The sequence below is a fragment of the Streptomyces sp. NPDC046876 genome (assembly GCF_040645035.1).
Lineage (GTDB): Bacteria > Actinomycetota > Actinomycetes > Streptomycetales > Streptomycetaceae > Streptomyces.
In genome coordinates this window covers 153,253-177,307 of the sequence record NZ_JBEYXK010000001.1, presented here as the reverse complement: position 1 = coordinate 177,307, position 24,055 = coordinate 153,253, and the positions used below count along the sequence as shown (strand labels likewise).

The 24,055-nt window shown below is 70.6% G+C and carries 24 protein-coding genes and 1 pseudogene; 11 read left to right on the top strand and 14 right to left on the bottom strand.

Annotated elements, in window-relative coordinates; translation table 11 throughout:
• Positions 1-67 precede the first annotated feature (67 nt).
• The 5 genes from ABZ924_RS00865 to ABZ924_RS00845 form a co-directional block, all read right to left on the bottom strand.
• Entirely contained in the window at positions 68-748 is a 681-nt protein-coding gene (locus tag ABZ924_RS00865) for a hypothetical protein (protein ID WP_361901875.1), read from the bottom strand.
• Entirely contained in the window at positions 732-2,111 is a 1,380-nt protein-coding gene (locus ABZ924_RS00860; RefSeq protein ID WP_361901872.1) for an AI-2E family transporter, read from the bottom strand. Before ABZ924_RS00860 ends, ABZ924_RS00865 begins: the two co-directional genes overlap by 17 nt.
• A gap of 115 nt (positions 2,112-2,226) precedes the next feature.
• Positions 2,227-2,943, bottom strand: coding sequence for a transglycosylase SLT domain-containing protein (locus tag ABZ924_RS00855; protein ID WP_361902358.1), 717 nt, complete (start codon positions 2,941-2,943; stop codon positions 2,227-2,229).
• A gap of 407 nt (positions 2,944-3,350) precedes the next feature.
• Complete coding sequence (locus tag ABZ924_RS00850; protein ID WP_361901870.1) at positions 3,351-4,667, bottom strand: PhoH family protein; 1,317 nt, start codon at positions 4,665-4,667, stop codon at positions 3,351-3,353.
• Between the two features lie 405 nt (positions 4,668-5,072).
• Positions 5,073-5,834 (bottom strand): isoprenyl transferase, encoded by a 762-nt coding sequence (locus ABZ924_RS00845; RefSeq protein WP_361901867.1) that lies wholly within the window; start codon positions 5,832-5,834, stop codon positions 5,073-5,075.
• Positions 5,835-5,963: 129 nt separating this feature from the next.
• Between ABZ924_RS00845 and mgrA the strand changes: the two genes are divergently transcribed.
• A complete protein-coding gene (gene mgrA, locus ABZ924_RS00840; RefSeq protein ID WP_361901864.1) occupies positions 5,964-7,010 on the top strand; it encodes an L-glyceraldehyde 3-phosphate reductase in 1,047 nt (348 codons plus the stop codon).
• 142 nt (positions 7,011-7,152) lie between these two features.
• Here mgrA and ABZ924_RS00835 read toward each other — a convergent pair whose 3' ends face one another.
• Positions 7,153-7,887, bottom strand: coding sequence for an A24 family peptidase (locus ABZ924_RS00835; RefSeq protein ID WP_361901861.1), 735 nt, complete (start codon positions 7,885-7,887; stop codon positions 7,153-7,155).
• Positions 7,888-8,076: 189 nt separating this feature from the next.
• Between ABZ924_RS00835 and ABZ924_RS00830 the strand changes: the two genes are divergently transcribed.
• The 3 genes from ABZ924_RS00830 (at position 8,077) to ABZ924_RS00820 (ending at position 10,793) form a co-directional block, all read left to right on the top strand.
• A complete protein-coding gene (locus tag ABZ924_RS00830) occupies positions 8,077-8,475 on the top strand; it encodes a DUF192 domain-containing protein (protein WP_361901858.1) in 399 nt (132 codons plus the stop codon).
• Positions 8,476-8,544: 69 nt separating this feature from the next.
• On the top strand, positions 8,545-9,183 hold the full coding sequence (locus tag ABZ924_RS00825) for an SMI1/KNR4 family protein (RefSeq protein WP_361901855.1): 639 nt from the start codon (positions 8,545-8,547) through the stop codon (positions 9,181-9,183).
• A 302-nt stretch (positions 9,184-9,485) separates the two neighbouring features.
• The gene (locus tag ABZ924_RS00820) at positions 9,486-10,793 is read left to right on the top strand and encodes an extracellular solute-binding protein (protein ID WP_361901852.1); all 1,308 of its coding nucleotides are present in this window, start codon (positions 9,486-9,488) and stop codon (positions 10,791-10,793) included.
• Between the two features lie 237 nt (positions 10,794-11,030).
• Here the strand turns inward: ABZ924_RS00820 and ABZ924_RS00815 are convergent, their stop codons facing one another.
• Complete coding sequence (locus tag ABZ924_RS00815) at positions 11,031-11,663, bottom strand: hypothetical protein (protein WP_361901849.1); 633 nt, start codon at positions 11,661-11,663, stop codon at positions 11,031-11,033.
• 147 nt (positions 11,664-11,810) lie between these two features.
• On the opposite strand from ABZ924_RS00815, the gene ABZ924_RS00810 reads away from it, so the two are divergent.
• Positions 11,811-12,968: a serine hydrolase domain-containing protein gene (locus ABZ924_RS00810; protein ID WP_361901847.1), complete on the top strand. Its 1,158-nt coding sequence runs from the start codon at positions 11,811-11,813 to the stop codon at positions 12,966-12,968.
• A 26-nt stretch (positions 12,969-12,994) separates the two neighbouring features.
• Here the strand turns inward: ABZ924_RS00810 and ABZ924_RS00805 are convergent, their stop codons facing one another.
• The 3 genes from ABZ924_RS00805 to ABZ924_RS00795 all read right to left on the bottom strand — a co-directional run bounded on the left by ABZ924_RS00805 (position 12,995) and on the right by ABZ924_RS00795 (position 15,338).
• Positions 12,995-13,318 (bottom strand): nuclear transport factor 2 family protein, encoded by a 324-nt coding sequence (locus tag ABZ924_RS00805; RefSeq protein ID WP_361901844.1) that lies wholly within the window; start codon positions 13,316-13,318, stop codon positions 12,995-12,997.
• An 83-nt stretch (positions 13,319-13,401) separates the two neighbouring features.
• Positions 13,402-14,166, bottom strand: a complete 765-nt coding sequence (locus ABZ924_RS00800; protein WP_361901841.1) for a fibronectin type III domain-containing protein — start codon at positions 14,164-14,166, stop codon at positions 13,402-13,404.
• A 221-nt stretch (positions 14,167-14,387) separates the two neighbouring features.
• Positions 14,388-15,338 carry a polysaccharide deacetylase family protein gene (locus tag ABZ924_RS00795; RefSeq protein ID WP_361902353.1) on the bottom strand — a complete coding sequence of 317 codons (951 nt, stop codon included), beginning with the start codon at positions 15,336-15,338 and terminating at the stop codon, positions 14,388-14,390.
• A gap of 445 nt (positions 15,339-15,783) precedes the next feature.
• Here ABZ924_RS00795 and ABZ924_RS00790 point away from each other — a divergent pair, with 445 nt between their 5' ends.
• Complete coding sequence (locus tag ABZ924_RS00790; RefSeq protein WP_361901838.1) at positions 15,784-17,640, top strand: CAP domain-containing protein; 1,857 nt, start codon at positions 15,784-15,786, stop codon at positions 17,638-17,640.
• A gap of 92 nt (positions 17,641-17,732) precedes the next feature.
• Here the strand turns inward: ABZ924_RS00790 and ABZ924_RS00785 are convergent, their stop codons facing one another.
• Positions 17,733-19,313 (bottom strand): MDR family MFS transporter, encoded by a 1,581-nt coding sequence (locus tag ABZ924_RS00785; protein ID WP_361901836.1) that lies wholly within the window; start codon positions 19,311-19,313, stop codon positions 17,733-17,735.
• Between the two features lie 121 nt (positions 19,314-19,434).
• Between ABZ924_RS00785 and ABZ924_RS00780 the strand changes: the two genes are divergently transcribed.
• The gene (locus ABZ924_RS00780; RefSeq protein ID WP_361901833.1) at positions 19,435-20,013 is read left to right on the top strand and encodes a helix-turn-helix domain-containing protein; all 579 of its coding nucleotides are present in this window, start codon (positions 19,435-19,437) and stop codon (positions 20,011-20,013) included.
• Positions 20,014-20,096: 83 nt separating this feature from the next.
• On the opposite strand, the gene ABZ924_RS00775 is transcribed toward ABZ924_RS00780, so the two are convergent.
• Together ABZ924_RS00775 and ABZ924_RS00770 are read right to left on the bottom strand one after the other, a co-directional pair.
• On the bottom strand, positions 20,097-20,663 hold the full coding sequence (locus tag ABZ924_RS00775) for a DUF4352 domain-containing protein (protein ID WP_361901830.1): 567 nt from the start codon (positions 20,661-20,663) through the stop codon (positions 20,097-20,099).
• A 119-nt stretch (positions 20,664-20,782) separates the two neighbouring features.
• On the bottom strand, positions 20,783-21,217 hold the full coding sequence (locus tag ABZ924_RS00770) for an ATP-binding protein (RefSeq protein ID WP_361901828.1): 435 nt from the start codon (positions 21,215-21,217) through the stop codon (positions 20,783-20,785).
• A gap of 352 nt (positions 21,218-21,569) precedes the next feature.
• On the opposite strand from ABZ924_RS00770, the gene ABZ924_RS00765 reads away from it, so the two are divergent.
• Positions 21,570-22,421, top strand: coding sequence for a helix-turn-helix transcriptional regulator (locus ABZ924_RS00765; protein WP_361901826.1), 852 nt, complete (start codon positions 21,570-21,572; stop codon positions 22,419-22,421).
• Between the two features lie 8 nt (positions 22,422-22,429).
• A complete protein-coding gene (locus tag ABZ924_RS00760; protein WP_361901823.1) occupies positions 22,430-22,627 on the top strand; it encodes a hypothetical protein in 198 nt (65 codons plus the stop codon).
• Here ABZ924_RS00760 and ABZ924_RS00755 read toward each other — a convergent pair.
• A complete protein-coding gene (locus ABZ924_RS00755) occupies positions 22,624-23,124 on the bottom strand; it encodes a S1 RNA-binding domain-containing protein (RefSeq protein WP_361901820.1) in 501 nt (166 codons plus the stop codon). The two genes, ABZ924_RS00760 and ABZ924_RS00755, sit on opposite strands and share 4 nt — an antisense overlap.
• 118 nt (positions 23,125-23,242) lie before the next feature.
• Between ABZ924_RS00755 and ABZ924_RS00750 the strand changes: the two are divergent.
• Together ABZ924_RS00750 and ABZ924_RS00745 are read left to right on the top strand one after the other, a co-directional pair.
• Positions 23,243-23,441: pseudogene (locus tag ABZ924_RS00750) on the top strand (hypothetical protein).
• Between the two features lie 196 nt (positions 23,442-23,637).
• Positions 23,638-24,054 (top strand): WXG100 family type VII secretion target, encoded by a 417-nt coding sequence (locus ABZ924_RS00745; RefSeq protein WP_361901818.1) that lies wholly within the window; start codon positions 23,638-23,640, stop codon positions 24,052-24,054.
• The last annotated feature ends 1 nt before the right edge of the window (position 24,055 follow it).

Genomic DNA, 24,055 nt, shown 5'->3' with positions numbered 1-24,055 from the left:
GGGCCCCTCCGCCGTTCCCGGCAGCGGGGCCCTCGCCCGTGGTCGGCTGCCCGACGGCCGCCCCCGCCTACTTGCGCAGCCGGCCCATCAGGACCCGCATGTCCTCGATCATCGCGGTCTTGACCGCGTCCTCGTCCGGCTGCGCGGCCCCGTCGGTGTCCCCGAGCCAGCCCACCGACAGCGTGAACACCGCGCCGCCGTCGAGCACCTGGAGCCGCGGCCCGCCGCCCGCGAAGTGGCCGGTCATCAGCGCCTTCTCCCCCAGCCCGGGCACCTGCGCCACGTCGGCGGGCGCCTGGAGCGCGTCCATGAAGCTGCCCGGCCCGGTCCCGAACTCGGCCTGCGGGTCGGTCTTCTTGTGCAGCTCGACCATCGTCTGCATCTGGTACGAGGTGCCCCCCTCGCCCCACTCGGTGAAGTACTCGCAGTGCGACCAGTCCAGGGCCGGGCTCTCCCGGTGGGTCGGGTGGTCGCTCATGGCGGGCGCGGTCACCTTCAGGAGCGTGTTCAGCCGCCCGTCCTTGCACAGGTTCTCGGTGTGCCGGTACTCGATGCGCGGCGCGGCAGAGGAACGTTCCTGTAATGCCGGTACGGTCGTCCACACCGCCGAGGCCAGCACCACCCCGGCGAGCCCCCACAGCCACGGGGCGCGCTGCCCCGGTACGGCGGCCTCCGGCCGGTCGGGACGCGCCGGCTCCTGCGGCCGGTCCCCGTCCCACTCCCCCGCCAGCTCAGGCTCGCTGATCACTGCCGGCCTCCCGGGCGGCCTGCTCGATCGCGGTCGCCCCGTGCGGGCCCGGTCCGATCGGGGTGGCCCCGTGCAGGAGCTGGTCGCGCGAGTACGCCTTCAGGTAGCCGACGACGGTGTTGGTGACGGCGACCAGCGGGACGGCGACCACGGCCCCGCCGATGCCCGCGACCATCCCGCCCGCGGCCACCGCCAGCACCACCGCGAGCGGGTGGACCCGCACCGCCCGGCCCAGGATGAACGGCTGCAGCACGTGGCCCTCGATCTGCTGCACGGCCAGCACCACGCCCAGCACCAGCAGCGCGGTCCACGGCCCCTGGGTCACCAGGGCGACGACCACGGCCAGGGCCCCGGAGACCACCGCGCCGACCAGCGGGATGAAGGCGAACAGGAAGATGAAGACGGCCAGCGGCACCGCCATCGGCACCTTGAGGAAGTACAGGCCCAGTCCGATGAAGATGGCGTCGATGAGCGCGACGAGGACGGTGCCGCGCACGTACGCGGTCAGCGTCCGCCAGGCGCGCGGACCGGCGCCGGCGACGCCCGGGCGGGCCGCGGCCGGGACCAGGCCCAGCACCCAGCCCCAGATGCGCGCGCCGTCGTAGAGCAGGAACAGCGTCGAGAACATCGCCAGCAGCATGCCGGTGAGCACCTCGACGAGGACGGTGACGCCCTGGAGGCCGGCGGAGGTGATCTGCTCGGTGTTGGTGCCGATGGTCTCGGTGAGGTTCTTCGCGATGTCGTTGATCTGCTTCTCGGTCACGTGGAACGGACTGTCCAGTGCCCAGAGCTTGAGCTCGTTGATGCCGTCGCGGACGCGGGCGGAGAGGTCGTCGAGGTTCTCCATGACCTGCCAGACCACGAACCAGCCGACCAGTCCGATGACGACGAAGCCGAGGACCGCGGTCACGGCGGTCGCGAGGCCGCGCGGCAGGCCGAGCCGGCGCAGCCGGACCACGAAGGGCTGGAGCAGCGCGGTCACCAGCAGGGCCGCGGCGAAGGCGAGGACGACCAAGCGGACTTCGCTGATCACCTTCATCAGCACCCAGAGCATCCCGGCGAGCATCAGCAGCCGCCAGCTGACCTCGGCGGCGACCCGCATGCCCCACGGGACCACGCTGGCCGGGTGCGGCCGCTCGGGCAGGCCGGGGTGCTGCGCGTGCGGGTGGCCGGGCACCGCGGCGGCGGTCCCGGGCGCCGGGGTCGGCGGTACGGGGGCGGCCGGCGGGACGGGTGGGACCGTGGGGGCCGGGCCGACGCCGGCGGTCTCGGCCTCGACCACGGCACGCCGTGCGGCGAGCCTGGCCTCCATCCGGCTCAGTTTGCTCCCGAGCCGGCCGAGCCAGCCTGCGGTCTTCCCCATCTCGATCCTTTCCCCCCGCCCGTGGACACGCCTCGACAGACCGTACACGCGAGGAGCCCCGCACCGTAGGACGGTGCGGGGCTCCCCGGGGTTGAGCGGTACGGGCCGCCGGCTTCTAGTACCAGCCGTTGGCCTGGTGGAAGCTCCAGGCGCCGCACGGGCTGCCGTAGCGGTCGTTCATGTAGTTCAGGCCCCACTGGATCTGCGTGGCCGGGTTGGTGCGCCAGTCGGAGGCGACCGAGGACATCTTCGAGCCCGGGAGCGCCTGGACCAGACCGTACGCGCCCGAGGACGAGTTGACGGCCTTGTAGTTCCAGGTGGACTCCTCGTTCACGATGTTCGAGAAGCACTGGAACTGCCCGGACGGGACGATCTGGCGGGCGATGTCCTTCACCTGCGCGACCGTGTAGGAGCCCTGGACCGCGAAGTCGGAGGCGTCGCGGGTCGCGGAGCGGCTCGCGATCTGCTCCTTCTCCTCGCGCTCCTTCTTCGCCTTCTCGTCCGCCGCCTTCTGCGCTTCGGCCTTCTTGGCCTTGGCGTCTTCGGCGGCCTGGACGCGCGCGGCCTCCTCGGCCGAGCGGCGGGCGTCGGTGTCGGCGCCCTCGGCGATGGCGTCGGCCTGCTGCGTCAGGGACGCGCTCTGGACCTGGGCCTGCTCGCCGACCGGAATGTCAGTGAGGAGGGTCGCCCCGGACGCGGTGGTCTCGAGATCGTTCGAGGAGGGGTCGCCTGCGGCAACACCCACGACTGCGCCGACGGTGGTGACCGCGGTGGCCGAGGCCACTGCAAATCCCCGGACCGAGATCCGGCTCACACGATGTCCTTCCAGCAGCGTCCGCAGTGACCGGGCGGGCGCAAGAGTGCCCCTCGACACTGGCCTCCGTTGAGCTGCGGTCACTGGAGGCGCTGGCCCGTGGGCAACCCCCTTGCGGGGACTGCCGCGTGGTGCTCGGGCGGCATACGGCGAACGACTGTGGAGTTGTGGTGCTGCTTGTACTTCCCAAGGATCCAACGGGAGGTACAGGTGTGCCGTATGCGGGGCCTGACGGAAAACAGACTCTGCCGGACCCCGACACCGCAAGGCAATTCTGCGTTGCGTGGGAAAGGTCACACCTGGCATGTCGCGGTTGGTTCGGCCAAAGACCTGTGCAGCACGGCGCCGCCCGGCTAGGCTCTCGGGCCTTTGCCGGGCGGCGCCAACTCACCATCCCGCTATGGGCGTTTTGGTCCTGCTTGCGACTACAGGGTCTCCAGCATCTCCGTGACCAGGGCGGCGATCGGGGAGCGCTCGGAACGCGTCAGCGTCACGTGGGCGAACAGCGGATGCCCCTTCAGCTTCTCGATGACGGCGACGACTCCGTCGTACCGGCCGACCCGCAGGTTGTCCCGCTGGGCGACATCGTGGGTCAGAACGACCCTCGAATTCGCCCCGACTCGGGACAGAACGGTCAGAAGGACATTGCGCTCCAGGGACTGCGCCTCGTCGACGATCACGAACGCGTCGTGCAGCGAGCGGCCGCGGATGTGCGTGAGCGGCAGGACCTCCAGCATCCCGCGGTTCAGCACCTCCTCGATGACCTCCCGCCCGGCCACGGACGAGAGGGTGTCGAAGACCGCCTGCGCCCAGGGGCTCATCTTCTCCGACTGGTCGCCGGGCAGGTATCCGAGCTCCTGCCCGCCCACCGCGTACAGCGGCCGGAAGACCATCACCTTCTGGTGCTGGCGGCGCTCCAGCACCGCCTCCAGGCCGGCGCACAGCGCCAGCGCCGACTTGCCGGTGCCGGCCCGGCCGCCCATGGAGATGATGCCGACCTCCGGGTCGAGCAGCAGGTCCAGCGCGATGCGCTGCTCGGCGCTGCGGCCGTGCAGCCCGAAGGCCTCGCGGTCGCCCCGTACGAGGCGCACGCTGCCGTCGGAGGTGACGCGGCCCAGCGCCTTGCCGCGCTCGGACTGCAGGACGAGCCCGGTGTGCACGGGCAGTTCGGAGGCCTCCGGCACGTACAGCCGCTCCTCGGAGTAGAGGAGGTCGACCTGCTCGCCGGAGAGGGCGAGCTCGCTCATGCCGGTCCAGCCGGCGTCGGTGATCGCGAGCTCGGCGCGGTACTCCTCGGCGAGCAGCCCCACGGAGGAGGCCTTGATGCGCAGCGGGAGATCCTTCGAGACGACCGTGACGTCGTAGCCCTCGGCCTGGAGGTTGCGGGCGACCGCGAGGATCCGCGAGTCGTTGTCCCCCAGCCGGAAGCCCGCCGGCAGGACGCCGGGGTCGGAGTGGTTGAGCTCGACACGCAGGCTGCCGCCCAGGTCGCCCACCGGGATGGGGGCGTCGAGTCGGCCGTTGCGGACCCGGAAGTCGTCCAGCAGGCGCAGGGCCTGGCGGGCGAAGTAGCCGAGCTCGGGATGGTGGCGCTTGGCCTCCAGCTCGGTGATCACCACGATCGGGAGCACGACCTCGTGCTCGTCGAAGCGGGTGATCGCGTTGGGGTCTGCCAGCAGGACGCTGGTGTCGAGGACGTAGGTCCGCCTGTCGGGCAGGCGGCGCTTTGTGCTGGTCACCACGGAAGGACGTACCCCCTCGGAAGAGGTCGGGCCATGAAGACCGGACCGGTCATCGGCACCCCTGCAGGGGCCGATTCCGGCCCTCCCACTCCGTCCGTGCGAACCGCACGTGCGTCCTGGTGCAAAGGGCCTCCCGGGCGGACGGCCCCATGCCGCCCGCTGAGACTCGACACCCGTGGATCGGGCATCGACCTGAAAGGGGTATTCCCCGATCAGGCACGGCCATGCCATGGCATATGACGGACGCTCGGTGAAGCCCAGGTGAAGGGCTTGCGGCGGTGAAGGGTGTGCCGGGGGTGACGAGTGGGACGAGGAGCCCTCCGAAGGGGCGCCGCAGGGAGGCCGACCGAGGAGGCGTCAGAAACGCCGGTGCCCTCCGACGCCCTCCGACGCCCCCGCGCGGCCTCAGGTCCCGTAGCGCCGGTGGCGGGCGGCGTAGTCGCGCAGCGCCCGCAGGAAGTCGACCTTGCGGAAGGCCGGCCAGAACACCTCGCAGAAGTAGTACTCGGAGTGCGCGCTCTGCCACAGCATGAATCCGGACAGGCGCTGCTCGCCGCTGGTGCGGATCACCAGGTCCGGGTCGGGCTGGCCGCGCGTGTAGAGGTGCTCGGCGATGTGGTCGATGTCGAGGATCTCGGCGAGCTCCTCGAAGGAGGTGCCCTTCTCGGCGTGCTCCAGCAGCAGGGAGCGGACCGCGTCGGCGATCTCCTGGCGGCCGCCGTAGCCCACGGCGACGTTGACCAGTATTCCCTTGATGTCGTGGGTGGCCTGCTCGGCCTCCTTGAGCACCGTCTGGGTCTGCGCCGGCAGGATGTCGAGGTTGCCCACGTGGTGGACGCGCCAGCGGCCGTCGGCGGCGAGGCCGCGGACGGTGTTCTCGATGATGTTGAGCAGCGGGCGGAGCTCGTCCTCCGGCCGGTCCAGGTTGTCCGTGGACAGCATCCACAGGGTGACCACCTCGACGTCCGTCTCGGTGCACCAGCCCAGCATCTCGGAGATCTTGTCGGCACCGGCCTGGTGGCCCTGTTCGGTGGTGCCTCCGGACGCCTTCGCCCAGCGCCTGTTGCCGTCCAGGATCACACCGATGTGCTTGGGCGACGCAGCATGGTCGAGGCGGCCTTCCACCCGGCGTGCATAGAGCTTGTACACCAGGTCGCGCAGCTTCACGATCTTCCAGCCCCTCCGTGCAATGCCCCCGTGCGAAATGCGGTCCCTCCCCCGAGGGCGCCACATTACTGCGCGGCGGGATCGGGTACCCAACTCGGTCTGTCACAAGTCCGTGATAGGGAGGACATCGTGACTGATAACAATCCCTATCGGGCAGAGCCCGCACGTTACGACTCCATGGAGTACCGCCGCACGGGCCGCAGCGGCCTCAAGCTCCCCGCGATCTCCCTGGGCCTCTGGCACAACTTCGGCGACGACAAGTCCCTGGAGACCCAGCGGGCGATCCTGCGCCGCGCCTTCGACCTCGGCGTGACCCACTTCGACCTGGCGAACAACTACGGCCCGCCGCCCGGCTCGGCCGAGCTGAACTTCGGCAAGCTGCTCGCGCAGGACTTCGCCCCGTACCGCGACGAGCTGATCATCTCCAGCAAGGCCGGCTACCTGATGCACCCCGGCCCGTACGGCGAGTGGGGCAGCCGCAAGTACCTGATGAGCTCGCTCGACGCCTCCCTGAAGCGGATGGGGCTGGACTACGTCGACATCTTCTACTCGCACCGCTTCGACCCCGAGACCCCGCTCGAGGAGACGATGGGCGCCCTGGCGTCCGCGGTGCAGCAGGGCAAGGCGCTCTACGTCGGCATCTCCTCGTACACCGCGGAGCAGTCCGCCGAGGCGGCGCAGATCCTGCGCGAGATGGGCGTGCGGCCGCTGATCCACCAGCCCTCGTACTCCATGATCAACCGCTGGACGGAGGAGGACGGGCTGCTCGACACCCTGGAGGAGGCCGGCATGGGCTGCATCTCCTTCGCGCCGCTCGCGCAGGGCCTGCTGACCGGGAAGTACCTCCGCGGCATTCCCGAGGGCTCCCGGGCCTCCCAGGGCAAGTCCCTCAACCCCGAGCTGCTCTCCGACGAGGTGCTGCGCCGCCTGACCGGCCTGAACGAGATCGCTGCGCGGCGCGGGCAGTCGCTGGCGCAGCTGGCGCTGACGTGGGTACTGCGGGACGAGCGGATGACGTCGGCGCTGATCGGCGCGTCGAGCGTGAAGCAGCTGGAGGAGAACGTGGCCGCGCTGGCGGGTGCGCCGCTGTCGGAGGAGGAGCTGAAGGAGATCGACTCCTTCGCCGTGTCGACCCCGGGCACCAACCTCTGGGCGCAGCGCGGGCAGCGCGGCTGACCTGCGTTTTTGCTGCGGGGGTGAGGGGGGAACGGGGGAAAAGGAAAACGGGCCGGTCCGTGGGGGGGATACGGACCGGCCCGAGGGGGGGGTTCCACCATAACCCTTCGTAAAGCGTGATGCGTGCATCAGCGCGGAATGATTACGCTCCGAAACCGCCCAGCAGCAATCCGGTGAGGGCTCCGGTCGCCATGAAGGGGCCGAAGGGGAACGCCTGCTTCCGCCCTGCCGGGCCCTGAAGCACCAGGCCGAGGCCGTACAGGGCCCCGTAGAGGAAGCCCGCGAAGGCCCCGAGGGCCCATACCCCCCACCCGTACCACCCAAGAGCGACCCCCAGCGCGAGCGCCAGCTTGACGTCGCCGAAGCCGAGGCCGGCGGGGTTGATCAGGAACAGCAGCAGGTACGCGCCGCCGAGCGCGCCGCCGCCGAGCAGCGCGAGCCGCCAGGAGCCGCCGGCCCCGGGGGCGAGGGCGGCCGCGCCGAGCCCGAGGGCGGTGGCGGCGGCCAGGGGGAGGGTCAGCACGTCCGGCAGCCGGTGCACGGCCAGATCGACGAGCGCGAGGACGACGAGCACGGGCGCGAGCCCGACGAACACCGCGGCCTCGGGCCGCGCCCCCACGGCGGCGGCGAGGGCCGCGCAGACGGCGGCGCCCGCCAGGACGGTGCGGCCGGTGCGGGGCCCGTACCAGTGGCCCGGCCCGTCCCCGCCCCCCGTACACCGGGCGGCGCCCCACCACCCCGCCACGGGATGCCCCTGCGGACACCCGCCCCGCCACGGCTCGCCCGCCCCGACGGAGAGCCGGTGGACGACCCGCGGCACCGCCATCCCGGCCACGGCCCCGTACCCCCCGGCGAGAACGATCAGCACCCAACCCATCGCCCGAATGTAAACACCCGGCTCCCACCGGGCACGGGCCCCCGGACCCAACGCCCGCCCACCCGGCCGCGCCGCTGCCGTCTGCCGTTGCCCCGCAGGGCATCGCCGGCGCCCACGGCGCGGCAGCCGACAGCGGCCCGGTGGCCGGAACCGCTCCGCTCCCGCCGGCGCAGCCCTAGGGTGGCGCGCATGCGACGACGGTGGCGGGACGGCACAGGGACGCTGCAGGCGGGCGGCGGCGAGGGCCCCGCGGTCCCCCTCGAGGTGGCCGCCTCCTATCGGGCCCGCACCCGCGGCCTCCTGGGCCGCCCCGGCCTCACCGGAGCCCTGCTCCTCACCCCGGCCACCTCCGTCCACACCTTCGGCATGCGCTTCCCCATAGACGTCGCCCATCTCGACCGCGCCCTCCGCGTCATCGCCGTGACCACGATGCCCCCGAACCGCCTGGGCCGGCCCCGCCTGCGCGCCCGCCACGTCCTGGAGGCGGAGGCCGGAGCCATGGCCGCCTGGGGCCTGCGCACCGGCACCGCGCTCACCCTCTGCCTGGACCCCCCGGACGGCAGCCCGAACCGTCTCACCTCGCGCTAGGCGGCACGCGCCCCCGGCGATAGGTTGGTGCGGTTGGGCTGGGGTGGTGTCAGGGGAGCGGGCGGCGGCATGACGGAGTACACGCGGGTGGCGGCGCTGGAGCAGTTGGAGCAGCTCATGCCCGCAACGCACGGCGCCGACGAGGACATCGACTGGCAGGCGGCCGAGGCCGTCTGGAACACCCGGTTCCCCGCGGACTACGTCGCGTTCATGGGCCGTTTCGGCGCGGGCTCCATCAACGGCGAGGCGAGCATCCTGCTGCCGCTGCCCAAGCCCGGACTCCAGTGGGATCCGGCCGAGATGGCCGAGGAGACCGACAACGCCCGCCAGCTGTGGGCCTCTCAGGGCGGCCGCGCCGCCTTCGACGCCGACCCCGAGTCGATCATCGCGTGGGGCGTGACCGGCGGCGCGGACATCCTGTGCTGGCTGGCCTCGGACCCCGACCCGGACCGCTGGCCGGTCCTGGTCATCGGCCGGCACACCGCCGACGCCTTCGCCGTGTACCCGTACGGCATGGCGGAGTTCCTGCTGCGGCTGTGCTCGGACGAGTTCGACGTGAGCCCCGTCGGGCTCACCTTCTGGGACGGCGGCCGGCTCAGCTTCGTGCACTGGCGCAAGGCCCAGCGCCGCTGGCAGGAGGGCCGCAACCCCGAGACCGGCGACCCGGATCCGTACGCGGGCGAGTTCGCCGACCAGGACAGGCCCTGACTCTGACCCTGACCCTGACCCGCGTCCTGACCTGAACCACCCCCTCAGCCCGTTTCCCGGCCCGCATCCGCCGGAAACGGGCTTTTCGGTATGTCTACGCGCGTCAGAATTGTCGATCACATATCGGAAAACACCAGCCGGAAAAGCACCGGTTGGAGCAATCACCACAAGTTCCGCCCCAATGGAACCAACCGCCCTCGCACAGGAGAGAATTCCGGCCAACGGGCCATGGACGGACACCCCGGCCCGGAGTGACTCATAAGCAGTGACGGGAATCGAAAGAAATTCAGGGGACTACACCCGTGCAACGAAGAATCTTCGGCACGACCGCGGCCGCGGCTGTGCTCGGACTGCTGATCCCGCTGGCCGGATGCGGTTCCGACGGAGGCGCGAGCGACAGCGGCACCCTGCGTCTGGTGGCCGCGGAATACGGTGACAGCCAGGCCGCCAGTTCCAAGGCTTTCTGGGACAGGGTGTCGGCCGATTTCACGAAGGCCAACCCGGACATCAAGGTCCAGGTCCAACTCCTGCCGTGGGCGGACATCGACCGCGAGGTCTCCCGCATGGTGAAGGCCGGAAACGCACCCGACATCGCGCTCATGGGTTCGTACTCCGACTTCGCGGCCCAGGGAAAGCTGTATTCCGCGGACGAGCTCCTCTCGGTGAGCACCGAGGCGAACTTCCTCCAGCCGCTCGTCGAGGCCGGCTCGGTCGGCAACACGCTCTACGGCCTGCCGTGGGTGGCGAGCAGCCGCCTGCTCTTCTACAACGAGAAGCTCCTCGCCGACGCCGGCGTCATCAGCCGCGGCGCCGCGGGCGGCTGGCAGCCCAAGAGCTGGAGCGACCTCCAGGCCGCCGCCAAGAAGCTCAAGGGCGCCGGCGTCCCGACGCCGGTCGCGGTGCCGCTGGGCCCGGAGGAGGCGCACGCCGAGGCGATGATCTGGGAGCTCAGCAACGGCGGCGGCTACGCGGACAGCAGCGGCAACTACAACCTGGCCTCCGACCAGAACATCGCGACCTTCACCTGGATCAAGAACTCCCTGGTCGCCCCGGGGCTGACCGGCCCGGTCCCGCCGTCCCAGCTCAACCGCGCCGACGCCTTCGCGGCGTTCCTGCGCGGCGAGGTCGGCATGGTCAACGGCTACCCCTCGCTCCTGCACGAGGCGCGCGCGAAGGGCATCGGAGTCGGCGCCGTGACCATGCCGGTCTCGGACACGCTCGGCGCCGGGGAGACCCCGCCGACCGTGGGCGTGGCCGACTGGATGATGGCGTTCAAGCAGAACGGCAAGCGGACGCAGATCGGCAAGTTCCTGGAGTTCATCTACCAGGACAAGAACCTGAAGGAGTTCGCCGGCCGCTACCACCTGCTGCCCTCGACCCTCACGGCCACCCGCACCCCCGCGGGCGGCGGCGTCGACGGCAACGACCAGCAGTTCCTGACCGCCCTGCGCGGCGCCCAGCTCTACCCCGTCAACGACCCGACCTGGGTGACGGTCAGCGACACCATCAAGCGCAACATCGGCCGCGCCGTGGAACCGAACGGCGACCCGAAGGCCGTCCTGGAGGACATCGCCTCCAAGGCCAACGAGGCCGAGAAGAAGAAGCACTGACGCCTGCGCCCTCCGTACGGGCGCGTCCCCTGCCCAACGTCCCTCTGCGAAAGGGACTTTCGCCCCTGTCGCCGCCCACCCGGTGCGACAGAATGGCTGCTACGGCCCTTGATCCAAGGCCGCGGCCGGCCGCCCGCGGCGCACCCACAAGGTGCGCGGGACGGCAGGCCTCCCCTCTCACCACTCCTCCCCGCTGCCGAAACGGCCGTCGTCGCCGTCGGTCGCCGTGGGCCGCCGTCAGCCCCCGTGGCCCCCGCCGTTCTCCGCGGAGAACGCCGTGCGGTGGTTCTCGCAGCTCGCGTTCCAGGGCATCGAGCCCCTGAGCGTCCCGTAGCCCTTGCGCGTGACGGACCACTCCACCGTGTACTCACCCGTGTCGCAGGCGATCCGCTTGTTGCCCGGCACCTTGGCGCGCCCGGTCGCCGGCTGGTCCGTCAGCTCCTTGTGCACCTCGACGGCCTTGGCCCCGTCCGCGGAGCGCAGGACCGCGTGCACCACGATCGGGTGCCGGCCCTCCTTGACCGTCACGGCCTTCTTCACCACCGTCGAGTCCGACACCGCCCAGCCGAAGTCGAACGAGGGCTGCCAGACCAGCGTCTTCGGGTCGCCGACCCGGCGCTCGTAGTCCGGGGCGGACGGGTGGCCGGGCCGCGTGACCGTCTTGTAGAGGATGCCGGGGTGGAAGCGCACCTGCGCCTCGACCTTGTGCATCTCGTCCTTGGTCCACATCGACTTCATCGACTTGTCGCCGCCGGCCGGGTCCTGGAGGTACGTGCCCTCCGCGGCGGTGGCGGCCTGTCCGAGGGCGGGTGCGAGGGCGGCCGCCGTGGCGGCAGCGAGGGAGAGAGCGGCGGTACGGGTGCGCTTCATGCCCGGTCCAACGGGGGCCCGCGGCGGGCCGGAACGACGCCGGGTGCGCTTTCACCCGTACGGGAGACCCCCGGCGGAATATCACGTGATCGTCTTCCGTTCCCCGAGCCGGAGCGACGACACGGAGCGGACGGACAGGGGGCCGGCATGGGCGGCGGCGCACGGCAGGACGTGACGGTGAACGGGACGGTGGCGGCGGGCTGGGAGCCGGTACGGGAGGAGTTCGCGGCCTTCGTCGCCGCCGAGCGGCACTCCCCCGAGGCCCAGCTGGCGGTCTACCGCGACGGGCGCCGCGTGGTCGACCTGTGGGCCGGCGAGGACACCGGCGCCGACACCCTCACCGGGGTCTACTCGGTCACCAAGGGCGCGGCCCACCTGGTGCTGGCCCTGCTCGTGCAGGACGGCGTACTGGAGCTGGAGCGCCCGGTGTCGGCGTACTGGCCCGAGTTCACCGGGGACGGCAAGGAGCGGCTCACGCTGCGGCAGCTGGTCTCGCACCAGGCGGGTCTGATCAACACCCCCGAGGGCTTCGACTACCCCGAGCTCGCCGACGACGCGCTGGTCGCGGCCCGGCTGGCCGGGCAGAAGCCGTACTGGGAGCCGGGGACGGCGTACGGCTACCACGCCTTCGTCATCGGCGCACTGACCGGCGAGGTGGTGCGCCGCGCCACGGGCCGGTCCCTGCAGGAGGTGTACGAGGAGCGGATCCGCGCCCCGTACGGCCTGGACCTGTACATGGGGCTGCCGGCGGAGCTGGAGGGGCGCTGGAAGCCGGTGCTGGACATGCTGCCCACGCCGGAGCAGCTGGCGGCGCAGGCCGCGGGCGCGGCGGCGATGCCCGAGCTGCTGCCGGTCGCGTTCAACGCGCACCGGGAGCCGCCGATGGACCTGGTGGCGTACGCGAACCACCCGCGGGTCAAGGCGCTGGGCCCGGCCTCGGCCGGCGGCATCGGCACGGCGCGCGGGGTCGCCGGGCTGTACGCGGCGGCGATCGGGGAGGTGGACGGCCGGCCGGCGCTGCTGGAGCCGGAGACGGCGGCGGAGGTGGCCCGCCCGCACACCCCGGGCCCGGACCGGGTCACGCCGGAGGCGGACCACTTCGGGCTGGGCTTCGAGCGCCAGCACGCGGTGGGCCCGCGGGCCTTCGGGCACAGCGGCGCGGCGGGCGGCCTGGGCTGGGCCGACCCGGCGACGGGGCTCGCGTACGGGTACACGCGCCGCAGGTTCGGCTTCCCGGGCGGTGCGGCCCCGGAGAACGAGCGCCTGACGGCGGCGGTGCTTCGCAGCGCGCGGCACGAGCGGTAGCCGGCCGGCCGGCCGCGGCCGAAGGGCTACGCCTGGCCGGTTTCGAAGCGGCTGATGCGGTCGTTCTTGACGGTGAACCGCCAGGAGGTGCGCATCTCGCCCCAGGTGTCGTTGCGGTAGTTGACGAGGAGCGTGTGGCCCCCGTCGGACTCGGAGACGACGTCCATGTGGCCGCCGGAGTCGAAGATCTCCCTGTCGATCCACTCCTGCAGGTCGCGGTCCGAGCCGTCGTCGGACATGGTCGCGTCCGGGGTGAGGAGCCCGAGGAACGCGTCCTTGTCGTGCGCGTTGACGGCGGCGACGAGCGCTCTGACGACCGGGTCGGACAGCTTGCTGGGGGCGATGGTCAAGGGGAACTCCTCCTGATGCGGGATGGCTCACGATCAGGGAACACCCGGCGGACAGCGTGTCAGGCGGTGCCGCGCCGAGCGGCTCAGGCGCACTCCACCTTCTCGCCCACGGGGGTCCAGTCGGAGGGGCCCTTGGCGCCGACCGCCCGGACCTGGAAGCAGTACCTGACCTTCGGGTCGAGGTGGGGGACCGTGAAGGTCTTGGTGTTGGCGTTGACGCCGAAGTTCTGGTTGAGGGTGCTGTTGCGGACTTCGTAACCCGTCTCGTTGTTGGCGTTGTCTTCCCAGTCCACTCGGACGCTCTTCTCGTTGCCGACGGGGACCGCGGTGGCGACGACGTTCGAAGGCTCGTTCGGCCGCCCGACGTCCACTTCGGCGGCCCTGTGCGTGATCGAGAATTCCGCCGAGGTCGAATCATTCGACAGGAACTCCCTGTTCTTCACGAACAGGTTCTCGTTCCGGACCTTGCCCAGGAGGATGGGCCTTTCCGAGACGCGTATCGTTCCATCGAGGTCGGGGTCGTTGCAGCGCGTCCCTTCGTACAGGGACAGCGTGCCGTTGGGAGTGACGGTCTCGTCGCGGTGGAGGTAGAGCGTGAGGACGAGGACGCCCGTGGTCTCCCCACCCGCACACCGGGAGAAGCGGAAGGTTCCTTGCGTGGCGTCATGCGTGAGGTCGACCGTCTGGCTGAAACTTCCTCCGGTCACCTCCCCGCCGGCGTCCCGCACATTGAGCACTCCCCGGATCAGCATCGTGTGAGTGTTGCGCGCAGCAGCGGGCTCCGTCATGCCCACGAACAGGACGGGGGTCAGCAGCACTGCAGCCCCTGCGGCATATCGCAGCTTCATCTCACACCTCGTGGTTCTCCCCCGCGCATGCGGACTCGGTGCGGGCGTGCACCGATGCCGCACCTACCATCACGGTCCCACCGGGGCAATTCCGGCGCATCCCGAAGGCAGGGCCCGTGCACGGCGGGCCGAGCGCCGGCAGCGGAGCCCGTGCGCTCCGCGTACACGATTCGACTACTGAGGTGTGCCCACCGCGTCACCCCTGGCCGGGACGACCCCGGCTAGGGCGTGTCGGGGGCCGTCCGGACCGGGAAGCCGGTGGGGCGACCCTGGTCCTTCAGCCAGGCCAGGACCTGGTCGAGCGCCTCGACGCTCTGGCGGCGGTCGCCTCCGCCGTCGTGGAACAAGACGGTCGGGCCGTTGACTATCTCCCGCTTGACCGCCTCGACGATGGCGGCGGTACCGGGCTTCTGGAAGTCCTTCGTGTCGACGTTCCAGCCGAGCGGGCGCATGCCGTTCGCGGCGGCGATGCGCCGGCTGTCGGGGGTGAACGCCCCGCCGGGGGCCCGGTAGTACTCCACCTTGGCGCCGCCGCCCGCCGCCTCCTCTATCAGCCGCTTCGCGTCCAGGATCTGCTGCTGCTGGTAGGCGACGGGCTTCTTGTCCATGGAGGTGTCGTGGTTCATGGTGTGGTCGCAGAGCCGGTGGCCGCCCTGGACCACGCGCTTGACCAGGTCGGGGTGGGCCTTTGCCTGGGGGCCGATCATGCAGAACGTCGCCTTGACGTCGTGCCGCGCGAGCACCTCGAGGATCTTCGGGGTCCACTGCGGGTCGGGGCCGTCGTCGATGGTGATGTTGACGGTGTTCCCCCCGCTCTCGGAGGCGTGGGCTATGGAGTCCGGTATCCGCCCCTGCGCCGCGCCACCGCTGCCCTGGGCGCCGCCCTTGGCCCCGCCGCCCTTGGCGCCGTCCTCGCTGCTGCCGCCACTGCTGCTGCCGGTGCCGGTGCTGCCGGTGCCGGTGTCAGGGCTGCTGGTGCTGCCCCCGCTGCCCCCACTGCCGCCGGTGCCGCGGCCGGCACCCGCGCCCAGCTCCTGCGACGTGTCCGGGCGCGGGGCGTGGTCCGGGGCCACGAGCACCACGGCGCCCCAGACGGTGGCGGCGACGGCGACGGCCGATGCGGCGACGGCGATCCGGGACCGGGTGGTACCGAGCTTCTGCGTGCGCGCCATGAAGTCCATGAACTCCCCACTCCCCGTCGGCGGTTGCCTGCACTCTGTGGTTCAGGACGTGCACCGAAGCGAAGGGGTTCCCACCCTTTCCCCCGTAATCACCGGTCAAGGGACCTTGGTCCTTGGTCATCCCGAAATAAGTCCACATGTGATACGGGAGGTAACCAAGGGAAACCAAGACGAACCGGATCAGCGCGCCGCCCCCGGCCGCCCGCTCCCACCCCGGGCTCCGGCCGCTCTGATTCCGTACCCGCCCGGACCCGCCCCGACCCGCGCAGCTCCGTGACGGAACGGCAACAACCTGCCCGGCGGGCGGGCCTGTGCTGCATGCGGCATCGTGGTTCTTGGGGAGGGCAGCGGCTTTCCGAAATGCCGCGGAACCGGCGAGGGAAAAGCAGGGGGCGTCCCCCCGTCGGTTCATTCGCCAACCTTGAGGAGGGGCAACATGCCCCGGAGTTGCCCCAGCACGCGCTGGGTCCTCGCGCTCACGACGGTCTGGCTGCTCCTTCTGGCGGGAAGCCCCTTCGCGCGGGCCGTGACGAACCTCCAGCCGATCCGGCCGAGCACCTGGCAGACGCCGGCAGCGGATACCGACGGAGCGGTGGGCATCAGCACCGTTTCCCAGCGGGACGGCCACCTGGACGTCTTCTGGGTCGGCCCCGACGGGTCGATCAGGTCGAACTGGTGGGACAGCGACCCGAGCGGGGCCTGGGCCAAGCACCAGCCGTTCAGCATCACCCCGCCGAACAGCGCCGCCCTGAAGTCGGGCGTGGCCGCGGTCTCGCAGCGGAACGGTCACCTGGACGTCTTCTGGATCGGACCCGACGGCTCGGTCAGGTCCCACTGGTGGGACGGCGGCGCGAACGGCGCCTGGTCCACCCACGGCCAGTTCGACATCGCACCACCGAACAGTGCCGCCCCGAACTCGGCCATCACCGCCGTCTCCCAGCGGGACGGCCACCTGGACGTCTTCTGGATCGGACCCGACGGGTCGATCAGGTCGAACTGGTGGGACAGCGACCCGAGCGGGGCCTGGGCCAAGCACCAGCCGTTCAGCATCACCCCGCCGAACAGCGCCGCCCCGAACGCGGGCATCACCACCGTCTCGCAGCGGGACGGCCACCTGGACGTCTTCTGGGTGGGCCCCGACGCCACCATCCGATCCCACTGGTGGGACAGCGGCGCGAACGGCGCCTGGTCCACCCACGGCCAGTTCGACATCACCCCGCCCAACAGCGCCGCCCCGAACTCCGCCATCACCGCCGTCTCCCAGCGGAACGGCCACCTGGACGTCTTCTGGATCGGACCCGACGGCACCATCCGATCCCACTGGTGGGACAGCGGGGCAAACGGCGCCTGGTCCACCCACGGCCAGTTCAACATCACCCCGCCCAACAGCGCGTCCCTGAACGCCGGCATCTCCACGGTCTCGCAGCGCGACGGCCACTTGGACGTCTTCTGGATCGGACCCGACGGAACGGTCAGGTCCCACTGGTGGGACAGCGGCGCGAACGGCGCCTGGGGCACGCACGGCCAGTTCAGCATCACGCCACCCAACAGTGCGTCCCTGAACGCAGGCGTCTCGGCCGTCGCCCAGCGGAACAACCACCTGGACGTCTTCTGGACGGGCCCCGACGGCGCCATCAGATCCCACTGGTGGGACAGCGCCGCAAGCGGCGCCTGGGGCACGCACGGCCAGTTCAGCATCACGCCACCGAACAGCGCCGCCGTGCCCGGCGGAAGCGCCCCACCTCAGCCGAACCCGCAGAATCCCCCGGCACCCTCGGAGCAACAGCGATTCCTCGACCAGATCAACAGCGCACGCCAGAAGTACGGCTGCGCCCCCTTGAAGACCGATCCGAAACTCGCGGAGACCGCACGCGCCCACAGCGAGGACCTGGCCAAGAACCCGAACCTCACGGCCGAGGGCACCGCGAACCGGGGCCACGTGGGCAGCGACGGCACGCTGCCCTGGGACACGGACGACCCCCCGGCCACGGGACGGATCCACCGGGACCTGGGTTCATCGGCTGCCCGAGCCCAGGGCGAGAACGTCCACTGGGGCAAGGGAGACACCTTCGACAAGGCGATGGACGACTGGATGAACCACGACGAGGCGTCCAAGTGGGGACACAAGTACAACATCATGGGCTGCGACCCCGACGATCCCGCCAACCCCTACCGCAACGGCGACATCGCGAGCTACAACCCGCCGCCCACGGCCAGCTACCGGCTGGTCGGAGTCGGCATAGCCCAAGCCGCCGACGGCACCGTCTACATCACCCAGGACTTCGCCGGCTGATCCGGCACACCAAACCCCCCGGCCCCGGCGTCGAGACGCCGGGGCCGGGGGGTGCGTACGCGGGCGGGGAGCCGCTCGGCGGAGCGGATCCGCTAGTGGGCCAGGGACTCCTGGGGGGACGGGGCCGGCTGCTGGCCCTCGGCTCCGGCCTTGGCCGGGCCCGCGCCCCGCAGCGGGACCTCCTTGACGAACCAGGCGGCCGCGAAGCCCAGGACGGCGACGAGCGCGCCGAGCAGGAACGCGGAGTGCGTGCCGGCGGCGACGGCGTACTGGTACGCCTCGCGGACGGCCTCCGGCAGCTTCTTCAGGCTGGCCGCATCGAGCTGCGCGGAGCCCGCCGCAACGCCCGCCTGCGGGCCCAGCCGCTCGGTCATGGTGTCGGTGACCCGGCTGGTGAACAGCGAGCCCATGAGCGCGACGCCGAAGGAGCCGCCGAGCGTACGGAAGAGGGTGGCGGAGGAGGACGCGACGCCCATGTCCTTCATCTCCACGCTGTTCTGCGCGACCAGCATGGTGATCTGCATCAGGAAGCCGAGGCCGGCGCCGAGGATCGCCATGTAGAGCCCGGAGACCAGGCGGGTGGTGCCGGTGTCCATCTGCGCGAGCAGGAACATCCCGACGACCATGAGCGCGCCGCCCGCGATCGGGAAGACCTTGTACTTGCCGGTGCTGGTGGTGATGCGGCCCGCGATCAGCGAGACGACCATCATCGACAGCAGCATCGGCAGGAGCAGCAGTCCGGAGTTGGTGGCGGAGGCGCCCTGGACGGACTGCTGGAACAGCGGCAGGTACAGCACGCCGCCGAACATCGCGAAGCCGACGAGGAAGCCGATCACCGACATGAGCGTGAAGTTGCGGCTGCGGAAGATGTGCAGCGGCATGACCGGCTCGGCGGCCTTGGTCTCGGCGAAGAGGAACGCGCCGATGGCGAGCACGCCGACGACGATCAGGCCGAGGATCTCGGCCGAGCCCCAGGCGTACTCGGTGCCGCCCCAGGTGGTGACGAGCACGGTGGAGGTGATGGCCAGGGTCAGCAGGGCCGCACCCAGGTAGTCGATCTTGCCCTGGGCCTTCTTCTTCGGCAGGTGCAGCACGGCGGAGACCATGGCAAGCGCGACGGCGCCGAGCGGCAGGTTGATGTAGAAGGACCAGCGCCAGCCCATGTGGTCGGTGATGGTGCCGCCGACGAGCGGGCCGCCGATCATGGCGAGGGCCATCACGCCGGCCATCATGCCCTGGTACTTGCCGCGCTCACGCGGCGGGATCAGGTCGCCGATGATCGCCATGACACCGACCATCAGACCGCCGGCGCCCAGGCCCTGAATCGCGCGGAAGCCGATCAGCTGGCCCATGTCCTGGGCCATGCCGCTGAGCACGGAGCCGATCAGGAAGATCACGATGGAGGTGAGGAAGGAGCCCTTCCGCCCGTACATGTCGCCGAGCTTGCCCCAGATGGGGGTGGAGGCGGCGGTGGCGAGCGTGTACGCGGTGACCACCCAGCTGAGGTGCTCCAACCCGCCGAGCTCGCCCACGATCGTCGGCATCGCCGTACCGATGATCATGTTGTCGAGCATGGCCAGCAGCATCGCGATCATCAGTGCCATCAGGACGACGCGTACGCTGCGCGGCTTCACCTCCTCCGAAGCCCCTGCCTTCATCGCCTTGTCGCCCATGTTCCGCTCCCCGTTGACTCTCACCTGCTCCGGACCCTTACTTGCCGCCCGGCTAGTTCACTACACTGGGGAAGGTAGACCCGGCACTAGCCGGGCGTCAAGTAAGTTCGTGGGGAGAGCCATGTCCAGCAGCAGTCCGCAGGGGCGTCGAGGCAACACGCGCCAGCGCATCCAGGACGTCGCGCTGGAGCTCTTCGCCGAGCAGGGGTACGAGAAGACGTCGCTGCGCGAGATCGCGGAGCGGCTCGAGGTCACGAAGGCGGCGCTCTACTACCACTTCAAGACCAAGGAAGACATCATCATCAGCGTCTTCGAGGACCTGACGCGGCCCATCGACGAGCTGATCGAGTGGGCCCAGCAGCAGCCCCGCACCCTGGAGACCAAGCAGGAGGTGCTGCGCCGCTACAGCAGGGCCATGGCGGGCGGGGCCCAGCTGTACCGCTTCATGCAGGAGAACCAGGCGACGATGCGGGAGCTGAGCATCGGCGAGACGGTCAAGCGGCGCCTGTTCACGCTGGTCGAGCTGCTGCGCAACGAGGAGGGGCCGCTGACGGACCAGGTCCGCTGCGCCAGCGCCCTGTTCACGCTGCACGCGGGCATGATGTTCCTCCAGCACGTGGAGGCCGACCCGGAGGAAACCCGGCTGGCCGCCCTGGAGGTCGCGATCGACCTCATCACCCAGGCCCACCACGACGCCTGACGGCCCGTACGGTCGCCGCGCGGGGCCCCGCGGGGAAGCCCGGGCACGGAGCCACGGACCTCCCCGGGGAGCCCCCTACCGCCCTACTTGACGGCCCACTGCCCCGTCTGGTCGGCGAAGCCCGAGTTCATCGCGAACTGGAGCGTGACGATCTTCGAGTCCTTGGGGACCTCGAACACGATCCAGCCCAGCGCCTTCTCCCCCGCCGGGAGCTTCAACCCGCTCGCCATCTCCGGCCCCTGCGAGATCTCGCCGATCGTCGCCTCGAACCGCTGCCCCTGCTCGTCGGCGACCTGCGCACCGTTGCTCGGGCTGTCCTGGTACACGGCCGTCCCGGTGTTCGTCAGCTCGAACTGGGCGGCCACCCACCGCTTGCCGTCCTCCGGCTTGTTGAACTCGTCCTTGCCCGTGGCCGGGTCGGCCCACTTCTTGATCGTCACGGCCAGCTGCTCACCGTTGCCCTGGCCCTTGAGGTTCAGGGTGTCGCCGACGGCGGCCTTCTGGGCCCCCTTGGCCGGAGCGGCGGAGGCACTGCCCTCGACCTTGGGCGCCGCAGAGCCCGCGACCTTGTCGGGGCTGGTCTTGACCTCGCCGTCGCCCTGACAGGCGGTCAGTGTGACCATGCCGACGACTGCGACGACTGCGGACATGGCGATACGCGTACGCATGTTTCCCCCCGAGAACTGCGATCATATGACGTTGCATCATCAGCGCTGCGGGGGCGCGTGTCCGCCGTGTGTCCATATCGTGACCGGCGACCGCGCCGGCCTCACCCCCGACGGCCGCCGGACCGCGCAGCCACCGGGTCGCCGTAGCCGAGGGCGCCGGCCCGGGGAAGCGACACCCAAGTCCGGGTCCCGCCGCCCGGCTCCCGGGACTCCCCGAACCCCCACTCCCCGCCGCACTCCCGCACGACCACCCGCAGGAGCCGCAACGCCGCCCGCCGCCGGGCCTCGCAGTGCGCGGCGAGGCGGGGGTGGTCGTGGGCGGCGTGCCCGTCGTACACGGTGAGCCGCAGGCGGTCGTCCTCCCGGTACCGCAGGTTCAGGTACAGCGACCCGCCGGGATCCAAGTGCCACCCGGCGGCCAGCAGTTCCCCCGCCACCTGCACGGCCGCGGGCACGAGCGGATCCAGCCCGTACGCGTGCAGCGCCGCCCTTACTGCGGACCGCCCGATCTGCGCACTGGCGGCCTCCCCCGGCACGCTGAGACTGCATACGAGCGCATCGGGCGCGGGCGGCCTGACGGCCGGACTGGACGGGCACAGGGCAAAACGGGCTGCGGACGGCATGGTCATCGCTGACTCCTCAACAAGGCACGGCGGCAAGGCGATACGCGGCTGCGGTGAGGTCGGCGCGCACGAATGGCTCCGCGAGTGGGTGAGTTGTGGCTCGCCCCCGAGGCAGGACATGGCGCGGCCCGGGGATGCACTTCAACTCTGCTGCGTGAGCGGTGCGTTACGTACTGTAGCGCCAGGGGTGGGCAATTCACCACCTCAGTCGCGGGATTGGGCCACGAGGTAGTGAGCGAAGGGCTGTGCGCGGCAGACTGCACCCATGCCACCCAGGACGACGCCCACGGAACGGCAGAAGCGCCTTGGCGCCGAGGTGCGAAAGATGCGGCTGGCCGCAGGCGTGTCGGCCGAGTCCGCCGCCGGACTTCTCGGCATCGACCGCTCAAAGGTCTCCGCCATCGAGCAGGGAATCCGCACCATCAGCGAGGAACGACTTCGCTCGCTGGCGTGCCACTGCGATTGCGCCGACGTGCAGTACATCAGCGCGCTCGTCGACCTCGCTCTACCCCGCAAGCGCGGCTGGTGGGAACGGTACCGGGGTACGCTGCCCGCCGCCCTGCTGGACATCGCCGAGTTGGAGGAGCACGCGTGGCGGATGCGCTGCGCGCATTCGGTGCACATCCCGGGGCTACTGCAGACCAGCGATCACGCCCTCGCCCTCTTCCGCTTCGTCGTACCCGCCCTGCCCGACCAGGAAGTCGCCATGCGCCTGGCCCACAGGCTGGAGCGGCAGGCCGTACTGGAGCGGGACGAGGCGCCGGAGTATGTAGCGCTCGTCCATGAGGCGGCCCTGCGCATGCAGTTCGGCGGACCCAAGGTGGCGCGGGCGCAACTGGAGCACTTGCTGCTCATGTCGGAACGGGACAACGTGATGTTGCGCGTTCAGCCGTTTCGCGCCGGCGGCTTCCCTGGTGCGGGGCAAACCGTCAATTACCTTGAGGGGCCCGTCCCAAAGCTCGACACCGTGCAGATCGACAGCACGCACGGACCGGACTTCCTGCACACGGAAGCCCAACTGGCCAAGTACAGAGCCCAGCTGGACTGGATTGAGCGGCTGAGCCTGTCGCCTGAGGCATCACGGGATTTCATCCGCAGTCTGACCCACGAACTTTGAGAGGACCAATGGCCGACATCACCTGGGAAGCCGCGTTCTGTGGCGAGGGAGCGAGCTGCTACCGGATCGGCATGGACGGTGACGGCAACAGCTACATCGCCGTCGCCGGACAGGAGGCCGCATACCTCACGGACAGCGGCGAAGCCCTCCGCCAGCTCATCCGGGACATCAAGGCCGGCAAGGCCGACCACCTCCTGGCCGATTAGGCCGGTGACGGTAGGGCCAGCAGGATCCGGTTGCGCTCATGATCGACCGCCACGACCTGCGCGGACACCTCCTGGCCCTCGGAGAAGGTCCCCGCGGCCGAAGCCGGCCCGGTGAACGGGACCAATCCCTCGACACAGTCGGCGAGGCGCACGAAGACTCCGATGGACGCCAGCTTCGTGACGCTTCCGACGACGACCTGACCGACGCGGAAGCGAGGCAGCAGGTCTTCGTGCTCGGCCCACTCGCCGAGCACGACCCCCACCTGCCGGTTGTGCTCGGCGTGCCAAACGACCTCGCCGGTGACGCGCTGCCCCATGGCCGGCAGCTCCATGCACCGGGGCATCCTGTCGACCCTGGCCAAGCCCACGGCTTCGGGGCAGCCGTCGATGGACAGAAACACACCGAAGGGCTGCCGGCCGACGACCTCACCGGTGATCGGGGTACCGACGGGCAGAACGCGAACGGTCTCGCCCCAGGCCGCGGCCGTGTCGGGCACGGCCCTGCCGTTCTCCCCGGGCCAGGAGTACTCGCTCACCGGCAGATCATGGCATGCGCCAGGAGCGACCGGAGAGACGTCGGGGGCGGGAGGCCCAGAGCATCCGAAGGGGATAACGATGGCCGACATCACGGGGGAAGAACCGTTCTGCGGCGAGGGAAATTCCTGCTACCGGATCGGCATGGACGGCGACGGCAACAGCTACATCACCGTCTGCCGGACAGGAGACGGAATACCTCACGGACAGTGGCGAAGCCCTCCGGCAACTGATCCGCGACATCAAGGCCGGCAAGGCCGACCACCTCCTGGCGGGTTAGCCGCTCGCAAGCGGCACGGGACGATCAAGAGGCAACCGCAACGGCCCTCGCGGGGCGTCCGCCAACGTCCCGAACGCGGGCTCCGCACATGATGGCGCGCCAAGTCACGTGCGTTCCCGATCAGTTCACGCCCGCTCGGCATTTGTTACGGTCGAACAGATGACCTTGCGACGGCAGACCTGGGGGAAGGGAAACCGTGGGCGCACCACAGAATGAGGCGGCAGCAGACCTCGCTGTCGAGGGCGACAAACTCAAGAAACTCGCCGGCGATCTCGACGCAATGCAGGAAGTGCTGAAGAAGCAACTCATCCGCATGGACGAGATCGTGGATGCCATCGAGGCCCGCTGGCAGGGGCCGGCCTCGGAGGCGTACCGGGCCAAGCACCGGGCCGCGGCCGAGGACGCCGCCCGCATCCGGCAGACGATGAAGGTCCTGGCCAAGGCGATCCGCCTGAGCAAGGACGGGTTCTCGGCGCAGGAGCTCGAAGTCCTGGACGCCTTCAGGCGGCTCCAGTCCGAGGCGGGCGTCCAGGCGGAGGCGGACGAGCTGTCCACGCCCAACACCGCGCCCGCGCCGCCGCCGAGTCCGCGCAGCCGCATCGCCGATCTGTAAA